The following is a 13526-nucleotide window of genomic DNA, read 5'->3' as shown; positions in this document are numbered from 1 at the left end:
TCTTTTTTGCCCAACCTCCCCCAAGGTGGGCTTTTTTTATGATTTTTCACGTTCAACGCTTATTATTTAATCAAAGTTGAGAAACTTTGATTAGCTCAAATAAATACCATTTCTCTTTTTCTAGGTCTCTTTAAATCACGAATTATGTAACTATAGAGTATAGCCTAACGGAACAATTTAGGACCTAGTAAAATCATATAAAAATTCGTATCTATAGACTTAATTTTCTATTTCGGTACAATATGTATCTATAAATCTAATAGCTAACGGTACAAAATGCCTAATCATGTCGGTTACATTCGAGTCAGTTCAATTGAACAAAATACGGAACGCCAATTGGATGGCATCCACCTTGATAAAACCTTCACAGAGAAGGCAAGTGGTGGTAGCCGTGAACGCCCTCAATTGAACGCTATGCTCGAATACCTTCGTGATGGGGATACGGTGCATGTTCACAGTATTGACCGCCTGGCACGTAATACGAATGACCTGAATGACATTGTGAACAGTCTGAATGATCGTGGCATAACCATAATTTTTCATAAAGAAAATCTGACCTTCAGCCATGATGTAGCACAATCGGCAATGAATAAACTTATGTTCCAGATGCTTGCTGCATTCGCTGAATTTGAACGCTCTATGATCCGTGAACGTCAAAAGGAAGGTATTGCTAAAGCCAAAGCGAAGGGCTTGTATAAAGGCAGGAAGCGCAAAGTAGACTATTCAGAAATACAAAAAGCCATGCAGGAAGATGGCTCGACTTTTAGAAGTGTGGCTAAAAGGTTTGGTGTGGGTGTTGCTACAGTTCAAAGGGCAGTAGGGCATAAGCCTTAATGGTGATCAGTCATCAAGGCTTGGTTTTTATTCATCTTAGGCTGCAAGCTTTTCTTCAATTGTTGCGATTGCTAATCCTTGAGTCGGGATATTCATACAACGAACACTATCTGTTTTTAATTCAATTTTTGATAAGAAGCTACTCAAACGACCAATACCAATTTCACCAAAATCTGTCTCTTTAATTAAATCAGCCAATGTATGAATTGAAATATTTTCTTGATTCCAAGATTTATATTTTTCAACTGCAACAGATAATGAAGCTTTAAATAATTCAATATTGCCATTTTCAACTTTATTCGCCATTTCTAAAACAGCTTTTTTAATCACATTAAATGACTCAAGATCCAAGAATGTCGCTACAGCCAAAATAAGTGCATACTTTTTAAAATCAGCTTCATCTTCACAAATATTGAAAAGTTTGGTCATTAAGGGAATACGCTTTTCAATTTCCTTACGGATTTCAAAAATTAATTCAAACTGCTCAGAATCAATATCATTCCGCAAACGGTTTAATTCAGGTGTATTTTCAGTCCAATCAATTTTTTTATCGGATGCTTTTGTAAGATCCACTGTAAAGCTACCGATAAAGTCTTTAGATGTTGTAGCGAATTGATGCAGTGATACAGGGGCAACCACATACTGAGATCCACGTTTATATTCATCTGCCTGGGTACGGAAATGCTCTTTCAATTTCTCATCATAAGTTGTGCCTAAAGTATTGTAATAAGGCATTGCATTGGCAGTCATACAAGCTTCAGTGCTATTCAGCTTTTCATGCATCGTAGTACGATAAGCCCAGGCTCCGTAAATATTCATGAAATCTTTTGTTAAAGCATCAGTTGTTTTCAACATAACAGTGGTGCGTTGATTCGCTGCAAGGCATTGTGCAAAGCTGAACACAGTTGCGACTAAGGCTTGGTTAGCGTCTGTAAAAGTAAAATCACAAAGTTCAGCGAACTTAACTTTTTGCTCATTCAGTTTTTGAAATTTTTCATTGGATTGGACCAGATCTTCAATTTTGAAACTCTCTTTCTTAATTGCATCAAGCGATTCTTGCTCCTGGCGTTCAGCATCTTTTTTAGCCTGATCTTCTGCCATCTGTTTTTTCCATGCTAGGAACTGTGCAAATTCTTGTTCATCGAATTGAGTTAAAGCGTTTGTCATTTTTTTCACCTTTCATTGGTTGTTGAGTTATGCCTGAATGTTGTCAGGACTTCCGTATCGTTGCGCTCCGATGTGATGCATAATATCCATTATTCAATATTTCATGCAACTAAAAGTTGCACATTGTTTTTGTATTGATTATACTAACAATCATAGATTGTTAAAAAGTTATAAGAGATTGATTAAATGAGCAAAATTTGCACATTGGACATCGTGAATGGTTATGTAATCAACCAGATCAGGTTAGAAGCTGGCTATAAAAAGCAGGGAGAACTTGGTGAAAAATTTGGCATGAGCCATGCAGCGGTAGGTAAAATTGAAAGAGGTGAATCATCAGTTAGTTTGGAGTTTCTAACCATTTTGGCTGAGATGATTGGTACTAGAGCAAGTAAGATTGTTGCTGTAACGGAAGAATTAACTGACTACCTTAAAGCAAACGAAGTCGTTTTTATGAGCCAGACATCGTATAACGTCATAAATGACTTAATGAAAGAACAAAACGACTCAGAAAGTCAAAAGCAGTTAATTGTACCAACTAATTTCGAAGACCATATTTCACTGGAACTTAAAAAATCCGTAAGAAGCTTGGTAACACAAAAACCTGATATGGACGTTACCGATGTTCAAGAACAAATGCAGTTAGGGGCAGTATCTTTAGGCAATCACCTAACATCAGGCTTGGCAATGACAGCGGCTGTTACTACTCTCGTCAACCCATTACTCGGTATTGGAATTGGAGCATCACTCCTCGCCACAAAATTGCTTAAAAATAAAAAAGCTCCATAAGGAGCTTTTCTTTTATACGCTGTAGATCTGTGCTTTTGAAGGTTTATTCTTTTCACGTTCAGCTTTACGCTGTTCACTGAGTTTCAAATGTTCTTCATCACTCAATCTAACCTTCGTCTGGTTAAGAGGGTTATTCATCGTAGCATTGAATTTTTCAGCACCAAGAACTCGTCTCGCTTCTTTCAAAACCACATCACGAATAAAGTCATTCAATGACTCACCAACAAAGCCTGCTGCTTCTTTCAAGACTTTTTCTTCTTCATAGTACAAAGGTACGGATGCAAGTCTGCCATGATCCTTACGTGTACGCTTCTTCACTTCACCTGTATGAGGTGTAAGAATAATTTTGTACATTAGGTTGCGTGTATATTCGACCTGCTGATCTGTAACGTCTTCTAACGTGGCTTCAGGATTAGCCTGGATTTCTTCAAGCTCTTCGCCAAATCCCATTTTTGGTTTTTCTTTACTCATTATAGGATCTCCACCAAGAACTCATTAAATTCATCTTTTGCTTTTGAGCTGTTCATTTCAGTTACAGACAAGCCTTGTACCGATGCATCACGGAACGTCTTACGGTCACGGATAACAGTATTCAATATCTTAAATTTAGGTAGTGTTTGTAGCAGTTCAATTGAATCTGCAACTTCAGTTGACTTCGTATTTGAAGGAGCTTTATTTACTACAATATACGGCTCAAGCTTTTCATTGACCTTTTGGAAGGTGTTAAACATCTTCAGCACGAAAGGCAGTACTTCAACATCAGCTTGGCTTGGTTGAGTCGGTACAATCAATTTATCTGCAACTTGCAAGGCACTACGGAACTCTTCACTGTCACGCCCTGCTACATCCAGTACTACATATTTGTACTTCTTTTGCAGGTCAAGCAGCACTTTTTTCAGGTCGCCTTTATGATGCTCTGTGTCAATCTTGTTTTCAGCTCTACGCTTTGACCATTTAACGGCAGATTGTTGATCATCAGCATCAACAAGAACTGTATCCCCTTTCTTACTTAAAGCTACAGCTAGGTTTGTAGCAATCGTAGTTTTACCTACTCCACCTTTTTGATTGGCTATACAAAAGATCATTATTATTTATGCTCTGTTACCTTTAACAATAGAGCTATTGTAAGCTTTAAGAATAAGTAGAACAACTATATTTTTTGTTTAATAAAAAACAGATAAGTTATAGTATAGCAAGAGCGAACTAGAAGGATTTTGTATGGCTGAGTTAATAATAATTGTAGTTATAATTGTAATCATCGTAGCAGTTTTTAAAGGTATTAGCCAAGGTCGAGAAAGAATAGAACTTAAAGATAAAATATCCAATGATTTTAAAGCATCTTATAATATTGACCGAAATGATTACTATGTATCTCAGCATGGTCAGTTAATCGCAATTGATAAAGAAAATGAAAGAGTTATAGTATGGGAAAATTGTTGGCTTTACTCTTCAGAAAAAAAAGAATACATAATAAAATTCAATGATATATATGCAATAGAAACTTATATAGACGGTCTAAATATATCTCGAACTGTTAGAACTAATCAAGCTGTTTCTGCTGCAATAGGAGGATTACTTTTTGGAGGAGTTGGAGCAGTTGTCGGAGCTTTGACTTCAGAAAAAAAAGAAGGGAAAGTAAAAAATATCATATTAAGAATTATTAAAAATGATGTTTCTCATCCTACACATGAAATAATTTTTTTAAAAGAAGATATTGGTTTTGCTAGAGACAGTATTATCGTAAAACCAGCAGAAGAACTAATGGAAAAATGGAAGCATAAACTTAATATCATAATTAAAAGTTGTGATCAAAAACTTTTATCAGGAAAAAATGATCTTAATGAAAATTCAGAATTATTTAGTAAATTGAAGCAATTACATGAATTAAAAGTAGAAGGAATACTCACAGAAGAAGAGTACAACGTACAAAAAGCAAAGATTTTAGAGTGAATAATCTCCTTTATTTTGAAAAAGGGTATTATGTGCTGTATTAGATTGGGGATTTTATGAAGCTAGAAGACAAAATATATGTATCTATCGGGCTGACTGTTTTTCTAACTATTGCTTATTACTATGCATATTCATTTGTTGAATTATATATAAGCAAATTATGTGATAAATATGTGTGCTTTGAATTTCCACCTTATGCAGATTTTTTTGCAATATGGGTTGCAATTGTTGGTCTATATTTTGTTGTTACATCTTTAGATGCTTGGAAAAATCAATATAAATTTGAAGAAGCCGTACAAACTATTAAGCTATTTGACAAGCAATTGCCAATAATGCAATTAGTGATTAGTCATGTTCATAAACTTACCAATAATTCTAAAAAACATAATTATGCAGATATGTTTGGGGCAGAACAGGATTTTGAAGATATGTTTAAAATACAAGATATTTATAATAGATTAGATGAGCTAGGAGACAGTATCCGTAATAACAAAAACAATTTACATCAAGAGCAATTTGAATCTCTTTATGCAGAATTTTATGGAGCTATAAGCGATATACGGCAAACTATCATAAGTGCTGGATTATCAGAAGCGAACTACACTGAGGATCAGGAATATAATATAAAAGTTAAAAAGGCAAAATTAGAACAAGTGGAAGAAGGACTCAAAATATTAAGAAAGCGGAATGAAAATTTCGTTTATAAATATAATAAGCTAAAATCTAAATTAGAGTTGTAAAAAAATCCCCTGCTCCAATTAAGGAAACAAGGGTAAAGGATAATCAGTCTTTATAGTAAATGCCTTTAGCTCCACTAGCTTGAAGGGCAATTAATTGTAATAGTGAGATCGAATGTTTCTCGTCAAGCTTAACGTCAATTAAGTGTAGTGAAATTAGAAACATCGTGAATAAATAAGTGATTAGTACGGCTTCCATTTTAGTAGCTCCCGAAGTGAGTTTTAATGTCTTTCATGTTGTCTGAATATGATCCGTACAAATCATCAATACCATAATCAATGTCTAGGTCATCTGCATATTCGTTTTCGTATTTAAGGAAGTTGTATGCTATTTCAGCATCAGCATTGAAGGCTGTTAGTACGCCTTTCTTATAGTCTTGTTTGATGTCTGATAAGTGTTCAAATAATTCATCGTCTATTTCGGCTTCTTCAACTGACCTACCGTTATATAAACCTGTTTGTAAGATCTTTGCTTTTACGATGTTGTTGTACTCTTTTTTTGATAATTTTTTCATTCCTAGTCCTGGTTAATCTTTAAAGGGAATGTTGAGTTCCCTCGCCCTTTTGAGTATTGCTTCAGCTTCTTCAGCGTTAATGAAATACTCAGTATGTGTATGTTCTTTCTTTTTGTGGTCTTTATATTTGATGATGCGTTTTGATGAGATTCTTTCAGGATAAATCTCTTCCAATAGGCTATGTACCTGGTCCTTGTCCATCTCAACTAGCATTGATAAATCATAGGTTGAAAGGAACTGATCTAGTTCCTCCCATGCTCCCTTAAACTTATTCAAAATCACTAGATTCAAGTTCTACTTTCAGTTTACGTGCTAACCAAACTAAGCCTTTACCTGTCACTCGTACTTGTGTTCCATAATTTGAAGCTACAAGTTTTAAATGGTTACGGTCATGTGCAGCAAATGGTTTGTAAGTTGCTGAAGTCTTTCCATATATCCATCCGTTAGCTAATAGCCAATCAGTAAGATCTTTAGGACGCATTTTAAGAAGTTTAGCTGTATCTCTTATGGTGTATGTGTTGTCACGATTAGCAATGATGTCATATACATCTGCTTTAGGCTGAATCACTTCAATTACTTGCTGTTGTTGAACCACTTGTAAAGCTAGTTGCTCTTTCTGCTCTTCTGCTTCAATTAAGAACTGTAAAGCTTCTTTGAAATTACTTGGTAGTTTTGGTTGAAGTACCATCTGTTCCATTGCTGTCATACGATCATAGATTTCTGCTTGTAAGTCATAGCTGTACGACATTGCCATTAAACAAGCTTCACGTTTTTGGAAGACATAACATGGATAAGTCTGTTTGTTTTGTGGGTGAGTATAGGTGTCAGAAAAATTTCTGCTACCCTCTTCTCCTAAAACTTCAGGTACTTTACGCATGAAATCTGAGTGAGCTAAAACAGTATTATTTCCGTTAGCTTGTCTGTGGTTATTAATAAACTCTACAATTTCCAAGCTTGTCATAGTTGGTACAGTATTAGCTGTAATAATAGCTGTATTAAATGGTGTAGAGTTTTGAGTTTGTAATGATAATGAAGTCATAATTTATATCCTTTGAATAAAATAATTTTGAGTCCGCTTATAATCCTGATTGGATGCAGACTTAATATTTTGAGTTGTGTTTTGTTTATAGTCAGAGAGGTTTTTAAATATGGGCTGACTATGCCCCACTAATGTTTTTATTGTTTTCTTTATGTTGAGAAGTATATCAAATTAAAATATAGATTGCAACAGCTGATAAAATATGATAAGCAATCCATAAAATAGCCTGAGTTTACAGGCTAAAATAGGATTACAACATTTTAACTACTTTGAAAGCAGGCTTAGAATTTTGTCTTGTGTCTTTAACTTCATACCATTTAGTAATATCAGTCGCTTTTGCTTTATCAGGAATAGCAAGCTTGTCATAAATATCTTGAATCTTAGCTTTAATATCTGCTCTTAAATAAACTTGATCTTTCTTCAGGTTGAGTAGTGTAGGAATTTCCGTAGCATTTTCATTTTTTGTATCGTGGATCTTCATAGCACGTTCAATCGCTGGCTTACGATACTCAAGCTTACGAATAGTTTCATGCTTCAGCGTATCGTATGCTGTTTTGAAATAGTCATCTTTAGCATCTACAAGCTTATACAGTTTTTCATTTTGCTCATCTCTAGCTTCACAATATTCTTTCATTGTTTCGTAGAAGCATTGGCTATGCCCTGTAAGGAACTTAGAGATGCCTTTAGGCTTGTGAGCGAATGGAACGTGTTTAGATTCATCTGTTAATAATGATCTAAATGATGCTGAATAGCCTTCATCACTAATTTCTGCACCTTCAACAACTCGTACTACATAAGTAGCTTCTAATGCTTCATAAGCTTGTAATTCAGCTTTCAATGCAACGTCAGATACATAAAGCTCACCTTGTTCATTCTTGAATGTGTACTTGTCCTCTTCAGCAGCTTTGATTAACTGAGTCTTACTAGCTTCAGACATTTTGCTTTCTCTAATATCGTGCAAAACATCTCTACTGTTTTGGATGCGTTTAGTAACTGTAGACATCCATTCATCTTTAGTACAGCTTGCAGCTTCAGGAAGGTTAGCGACTAATAAATTGATATGTTCGTTATATTTGGTATTACGGATACGACCAACAATTTGAGGTACTAATACGTGGAAGTCAACTTTAGTTGCATCACGTACACCGTTAATGATGATGTACGTTTGCCCTTCCTCATCTAATACATCTGCACCTTCAAAAGCTGTAGAAGTGTATAGGTTAATCTTTCTAACTGGATCAGTAATGTCTGCAATTGAAGCCCATTTAGTACCAAGTCTGCTATTAAAAGTTTTTTGATTCGTACCTGATTTAGAGCATACAACTCGAATGTCATTAGGATCGAATAGGTTTTTACCTGTTTCTTTATCTACTACTTCTTTAAGCTTGTTTAATACTGAAGCTATTTCAGATACGGAGTTATAGAAAATATGTGCGTTGCCTTCAATCTTACGCATTAGATAGTCATAGCAAAGCCCAAACAATGCATTGTTTAAACCAATACCTTGCTCAATATTTTGAAGGTTGAATTTAACATTTCTTACATCATCCCATTGAATAGTACATAAAGGCACATTGATTAGAGCTTCAGGGAAATATTCACGTTTCGTTGGTGTAGCAGTTAAAAATACGTATGATGCAAACTTTGTATAATTTTGCAGTACGAACTCGCATGTAGCAGCTTTGAATGATCCTAAATTGACTAATGTATGAGCTTCATCGACTAATAGTTTGAAAGCTTTTGGATTGAAGCCTTTTGTTCTTAGAAGTTTTGGAAGGGAATCATAAGTACAAACAATCTTTTTAGGCTCTGCCCCACTTTCTAAATAAGCTGTAATTTCTTCTGAATCAGTTTCACCATATACACCAATCAGATCAACAATGTCTTGGTTATCAGCAACTTTGGATTTAAGAAGGTTGATATATGGTACTAATACAACATAATTTACAGCGTTTCTAAGGACAAGCGTTGTACCCCCACAGCCTGTAATTTGTTTGTTTACATAGCAGTTATCGGGAAAGTCTTTAATTAGATTTGAAAGTTTTTCTTTACTATGACCTGCAAAGATAGTGATTGAATTTTCTTCTTTATTTTGAGAGATTGTAGATGTTGAGTTGATAATTAAATCTTGTAAGTTCATTAAAAGGATACCTAGTTAGGTCTTATTTCTTTGTGTCATTTATATAATTGTTGCAGGAATTTAAAAGGATCTGATCTCCTGCTCCCCATGTTGCTTATCGTACCAAAATGATAATTGTATGTCAACACTTTATTTCACACAGCCCCCTAGCTTAGTTTTATTAAGTGTTTGATTGATATATTTCAAATACAAAAAAATGTAAAACTAATTTCAACCTTAACTAGACAGATTCACTAGGCATAACTAACGCACTCTGCTCTTCCTGGAACAATAGCTAATTTGGTTCAGTCGTTTGTTTGCTCAAACATTTACTTCAGCATAGCTTCGTTATCACTCGCTATACTTCGTAAAGTTTCGAGCTAGATATGTCTTTTCACTTTTTACACTTTTTTAAAAATTGGAATATTCCCTACGTTTACTAGAGAAATCATGTGTTTAAGAGAAAATATTTACACTTTTTTTCACACAGCCCTTTATATAATAATATATATGGCTATAAAAATGTAAGGTAGGTTAGTTTGGAGAGAAGGAAGGGATACAACTACAGCTCAAAGTTTAAATTAAAAAGATGTTCTAAAAAAATTAGACAGTGTCTAAAATCTAAAATAAGCATATAAGTATTGGGTTTTTAAGTGGTTTTATAAATAAAATTGTCTAATTTTTTTGACATTTCTGCATTACTATTACAAGTAGGGTAATGGAAAAGTAGAAGTTATCAATAGATATGAATTTGTTGTTTCTTGTTTTTAAAGAATAAAAGGATTAAGCAATAAATAACCATTCAATCTAAAGCTCTAAGGAGCTTCAGATCTCATTCCATTCTAATAGTATTCAGTGATAAGACCAGAAACAGAACTGACGTTCCGTTCCTACTCTTATGCAAAGCCACTGAAACCACACTTTATAAATTAGAAGTAACAAGCTAAAACCATATTTGTATCCTATCGGACACAAACATGACTTTACCTTTAACAGTCAGTAATCAATCTTTAATCTGTATCCGTACCTTAACAGGCACGTATCCATATCAAACATTGAACTGACTGCCCTGCTAACTTGTTTCGTATGCTGTTTATTTTTCAATACAAATCAAATAGAATTAAATTGAATATTTTTAATTATTTATTAAATATGAAAAAGATAGGTTTATCTATACTATTATTTTTAACTGGAACTTCTGTTTATTCTGAATCTGTATATGAATTAGCTCAGGTTAATTGTAAAAAAGCTGCAACAATAGCGTCTCTAGCTCAAACTTACAGACAATTAGGTATAAAAGCTTCAGAAGCTACAGAAAAGCTAATGTCAGTCACAGTCAAAATGACCAATCAAGATGCAAGAGAAAGAGAAGAAAAACAGATCTTCTCTATTGTTCAGGATGCTTATACGGTATCTGTATATTCTGATCATTCAATGAAGAAACAAACTATCTCTGATTTTGAAGAACGCCACTACTTAGAATGTAGCCAATCATTTCAAAATGCTATTGATAACCGTAATAAATAGCCTATGTAGAATAGGTATTCTTATTCCTTAAAGTTATAGAAGTTGACAAAGTATATAAAAAATGTTAATGTGTTATTTGTTTTCCTATAACAAATAGTTATACTAAACAACCATAAAACCTATAAGCCGAAGGCTTAAAAGAACATCAAAAATAATAAATAAAACTACTAATAAAAAGAGAAACTATGTATTCAGTATATAAAATTTATCAAGCTGACAAGCTCGTACTTGTCACATATTCAGACATCATTCCTGAATTTACAGATACAACCAAACTAAAACTTATCTTCAATGGACCAACTATTCCTATTCCTTTATTTGAATCCTATTTCAAACATCCTGAACTGTTTTCTATTACTACTCATGAGATAGGTATCTATAACGCTCTAGATGCATCTCAAATCGTTCAAGAACAATCAAAACTAATCGGTACAGACAAACCTTCCATTAAAGCTAAAACCTCAAATAGAGCTATTAGTACAGCTAAGAAACCTCGTACTAAAAAGGCAGTTAAACAGAATGAAGATTAAGGGATGTAAACGACAAACCTTTCTAGATCAAGCTGTTCAAAATGGTGGTCAACCAATCTTCTACTTAATCAAGTGTTGGGATAAGGAAGAGTCTTTCTATAAGCTCGGTATCACAGTCAATAACATATTAACTCGATACGGTACTGTTAAAGCTATGCCATACGAATGGGAAATCCTACTCGAACTTCCTGATACAGCAGAAGCAGTCTATGACCTGGAAGTAAAGTTCAAAACAGAAATGCAAGAATTTCACTATAAACCAAAAATAAGCTTTAACGGCTATAAAACAGAATGTTATAGTTCAATTTCTAAAAAACTAACTGAACTTATCACATGAAAAAAACTTTAATTTTATGTGCAACTGCTCTATTGATTGGATGTGGAAGTAATAAATCATTGTCAAATGACGAATATTTTAAATATATTTCTGAGATGGAAGAACCGAAAAAAATTGTAGATGAAGATTTAGAATATGCTACTGAAACAGGGGACGTGAATAGGGTTAGAGAGTCGGTTTGCAATACTTATTTATTTTATAAGGATAGGTTAGAGCAAAGTGAACCTTATAAACATTTAGAAGAAGCTAGGAAAAATATTAAAGAGTCTAAGAAAATTTTAAAAGAATTATATTCAACAAAAGCGTTTAATAGTGAAGTTTACGATGTCAGAAGAGATTGTAATACAGATGGACCTTATGTAGGACCTCCTGAAGAAATGATTGATCTTGAAGATCTCACAAGTGAAAATATCCCAGGTGGCTTTTTAGGAAACATTAATGAAGCTTATCAGGCTTACCTTAAAACTGTAGAAAAGGCTAATAGTAGTACTGATGTAATTACCCAGAAGATTGTAGTGGATGATTACTTTGCAAGTGAATATTCTGAGTCAGTATGTTCAACCTTAACTTCATTAAAGCGATTAGCTTTTTTAAGGGAGATAGATCCAAATAAATTAGATGCAATTTTTGAGGCTAACTATATTCATTTAGATATAGATAGTGAAATTGATCGGATTAAACAGTTATACGATGGCTTAGAGTCAGTGGATATAAACCCATCATGTTCTAGAGATGAGCCTTTGGCATATTACCCATAGTTATTAAACGTTGACAAATATATAAAATTATGTTATGATAAACTTGCTTATTTAGAACGACTTAGGCTGAATAAGAGTAATAATAAAAACTAGGTCAGTCATTTTATATATCCTTTATTTCATCCTTAACTTGCAGCTTATCTAGGTAGGCTGTTCGATCCCCTTTTAGCTCAGTTTAGTTTATCTCTTTCTATCCTGAGCTTTCTTTAATAGCTCTATTAATACAGCTATTAATATAATAAAAATAAACAAGATCTGTATTTAAAACAGACATTTAACCTTTTAAAAAAGAGAATATCTAATACTTATAAATACAACGACTACAGTACAACAATAACAAGAACTAAAGAAAAGACTGCATAGATCCAAGTGCTAGATAAAGAATTAGATTGCCCTTCTATATACCTATGTACGCACGTACACGCACACGCATTTTGCAACTTAGATGCCGCGTATCTTTTAGAACACACAGAACGGTAAGACGCACCTAGACAAGCGTTCAGGATCTTGGCTCTGCTCAAGACAATACAGCTTCATCGTATTGGCTTGATCCGAAGGACAAGAAGCCTGCATAAACGCCCAACAACAGAACAATAAAATAATCAAAGGAACATTAATAATGGGATCAAAACCAAAGGTTCAGAAACAAGACTCACCAGAAGAGATTGAACGTAAAGCTAAAGAACTGGCTCAGAAAGAAGCGAATGAAAACACAGCTTCAAGACGTAAATATAAGCAAAGCTCGGTACTTGGTGGCTTACTTGGCAAGAACACAGTAATCAGCAACCTATACAACCAGGTCAATAATACTGGCAGCAACAATTCGAGTAATACGAAAACAGGGACTTAAAGAGATTGAACGCACAACAAATATTAAAGCGTTTGTCTCAACTTAAATCTGAACGTGTAAAGCATGAAACAACCTGGCGTGACTGCTACAAATATTGCGCTCCTGAACGTCAACAAAGCTTTCAAGACGTAACAGCATCAGGACTAGAACAAGAACGTAAAACAGCAAGAAATGAGTTATACGACACAACAGCATGTGAAGGTATTCAACTCTTAGTATCAAGCGTATATAGCGGTACAACATCTCCTGTTAGCTTATGGTTCAAGTCAGTACCAAGTGGCGTAGATACTCCTTCCCAACTCACACAAGGCGAACAGTGGCTTGATATGGTTGATAACTTTATCTTCCGTAACATACACAGCTCTAACTTTGATAGT

General features: G+C 34.2%; 17 protein-coding genes. 10 read left to right on the top strand and 7 right to left on the bottom strand.

Translation table 11 applies throughout. From position 1 onward, the window contains the following. Window positions 1-276 precede the first annotated feature (276 nt). The gene (locus tag C3420_RS11355; protein WP_103800975.1) at window positions 277-834 is read left to right on the top strand and encodes a recombinase family protein; all 558 of its coding nucleotides are present in this window, start codon (window positions 277-279) and stop codon (window positions 832-834) included. 36 nt (window positions 835-870) lie between these two features. On the opposite strand, the gene C3420_RS11350 is transcribed toward C3420_RS11355, so the two are convergent. Beyond that, a complete protein-coding gene (locus tag C3420_RS11350) occupies window positions 871-2001 on the bottom strand; it encodes a hypothetical protein (protein WP_103800976.1) in 1131 nt (376 codons plus the stop codon). A gap of 186 nt (window positions 2002-2187) precedes the next feature. Between C3420_RS11350 and C3420_RS11345 the strand changes: the two genes are divergently transcribed. Further along, a complete protein-coding gene (locus tag C3420_RS11345) occupies window positions 2188-2787 on the top strand; it encodes a helix-turn-helix domain-containing protein (protein WP_103800977.1) in 600 nt (199 codons plus the stop codon). Between the two features lie 12 nt (window positions 2788-2799). Here C3420_RS11345 and C3420_RS11340 read toward each other — a convergent pair whose 3' ends face one another. Both C3420_RS11340 and C3420_RS11335 read right to left on the bottom strand, forming a co-directional pair. Then, window positions 2800-3258: a hypothetical protein gene (locus C3420_RS11340; protein ID WP_103800978.1), complete on the bottom strand. Its 459-nt coding sequence runs from the start codon at window positions 3256-3258 to the stop codon at window positions 2800-2802. After that, entirely contained in the window at window positions 3258-3875 is a 618-nt protein-coding gene (locus tag C3420_RS11335; RefSeq protein WP_103800979.1) for an AAA family ATPase, read from the bottom strand. The genes C3420_RS11340 and C3420_RS11335 overlap by 1 nt, the downstream gene beginning before the upstream one ends. A 130-nt stretch (window positions 3876-4005) precedes the next feature. On the opposite strand from C3420_RS11335, the gene C3420_RS11330 reads away from it, so the two are divergent. Together C3420_RS11330 and C3420_RS11325 are read left to right on the top strand one after the other, a co-directional pair. Continuing rightward, entirely contained in the window at window positions 4006-4737 is a 732-nt protein-coding gene (locus C3420_RS11330) for an SHOCT domain-containing protein (RefSeq protein ID WP_103857234.1), read from the top strand. Between the two features lie 56 nt (window positions 4738-4793). After that, complete coding sequence (locus C3420_RS11325) at window positions 4794-5477, top strand: hypothetical protein (RefSeq protein ID WP_103801034.1); 684 nt, start codon at window positions 4794-4796, stop codon at window positions 5475-5477. 197 nt (window positions 5478-5674) lie between these two features. On the opposite strand, the gene C3420_RS11320 is transcribed toward C3420_RS11325, so the two are convergent. From C3420_RS11320 to C3420_RS11305, 4 genes are all read right to left on the bottom strand, one after another. Next, window positions 5675-5989: a hypothetical protein gene (locus tag C3420_RS11320; RefSeq protein ID WP_103801035.1), complete on the bottom strand. Its 315-nt coding sequence runs from the start codon at window positions 5987-5989 to the stop codon at window positions 5675-5677. A gap of 12 nt (window positions 5990-6001) precedes the next feature. After that, entirely contained in the window at window positions 6002-6280 is a 279-nt protein-coding gene (locus C3420_RS11315; protein WP_146048158.1) for a hypothetical protein, read from the bottom strand. Further along, window positions 6258-7028: a phage antirepressor KilAC domain-containing protein gene (locus C3420_RS11310; protein ID WP_103801037.1), complete on the bottom strand. Its 771-nt coding sequence runs from the start codon at window positions 7026-7028 to the stop codon at window positions 6258-6260. Before C3420_RS11310 ends, C3420_RS11315 begins: the two co-directional genes overlap by 23 nt. Before the next feature lie 250 nt (window positions 7029-7278). Beyond that, the gene (locus tag C3420_RS11305; protein WP_103801038.1) at window positions 7279-9168 is read right to left on the bottom strand and encodes a DEAD/DEAH box helicase family protein; all 1890 of its coding nucleotides are present in this window, start codon (window positions 9166-9168) and stop codon (window positions 7279-7281) included. A 1104-nt stretch (window positions 9169-10272) separates the two neighbouring features. Between C3420_RS11305 and C3420_RS11300 the strand changes: the two genes are divergently transcribed. The 6 genes from C3420_RS11300 to C3420_RS11275 form a co-directional block, all read left to right on the top strand. Continuing rightward, window positions 10273-10674, top strand: a complete 402-nt coding sequence (locus C3420_RS11300; RefSeq protein ID WP_146048157.1) for a hypothetical protein — start codon at window positions 10273-10275, stop codon at window positions 10672-10674. A gap of 185 nt (window positions 10675-10859) precedes the next feature. After that, window positions 10860-11204 carry a hypothetical protein gene (locus C3420_RS11295; protein ID WP_103800774.1) on the top strand — a complete coding sequence of 115 codons (345 nt, stop codon included), beginning with the start codon at window positions 10860-10862 and terminating at the stop codon, window positions 11202-11204. Continuing rightward, window positions 11194-11541, top strand: coding sequence for a hypothetical protein (locus C3420_RS11290; protein WP_103800775.1), 348 nt, complete (start codon window positions 11194-11196; stop codon window positions 11539-11541). The genes C3420_RS11295 and C3420_RS11290 overlap by 11 nt, the downstream gene beginning before the upstream one ends. After that, window positions 11538-12299 carry a hypothetical protein gene (locus tag C3420_RS11285; protein ID WP_103800776.1) on the top strand — a complete coding sequence of 254 codons (762 nt, stop codon included), beginning with the start codon at window positions 11538-11540 and terminating at the stop codon, window positions 12297-12299. Before C3420_RS11290 ends, C3420_RS11285 begins: the two co-directional genes overlap by 4 nt. Window positions 12300-12918: 619 nt before the next feature. Then, entirely contained in the window at window positions 12919-13149 is a 231-nt protein-coding gene (locus C3420_RS11280; RefSeq protein ID WP_034684031.1) for a hypothetical protein, read from the top strand. Window positions 13150-13154: 5 nt separating this feature from the next. Beyond that, on the top strand, window positions 13155-13526 hold a 372-nt coding region (locus tag C3420_RS11275), incomplete at its 3' end, for a portal protein (RefSeq protein ID WP_228152966.1).

Origin of the sequence: Acinetobacter sp. ACNIH3, from assembly GCF_002918965.1 — a bacterium.
In the GTDB taxonomy this organism is placed as follows: Bacteria; Pseudomonadota; Gammaproteobacteria; order Pseudomonadales; family Moraxellaceae; genus Acinetobacter; species Acinetobacter schindleri.
This window is presented reverse-complemented; position numbering and strand designations above follow the sequence as displayed.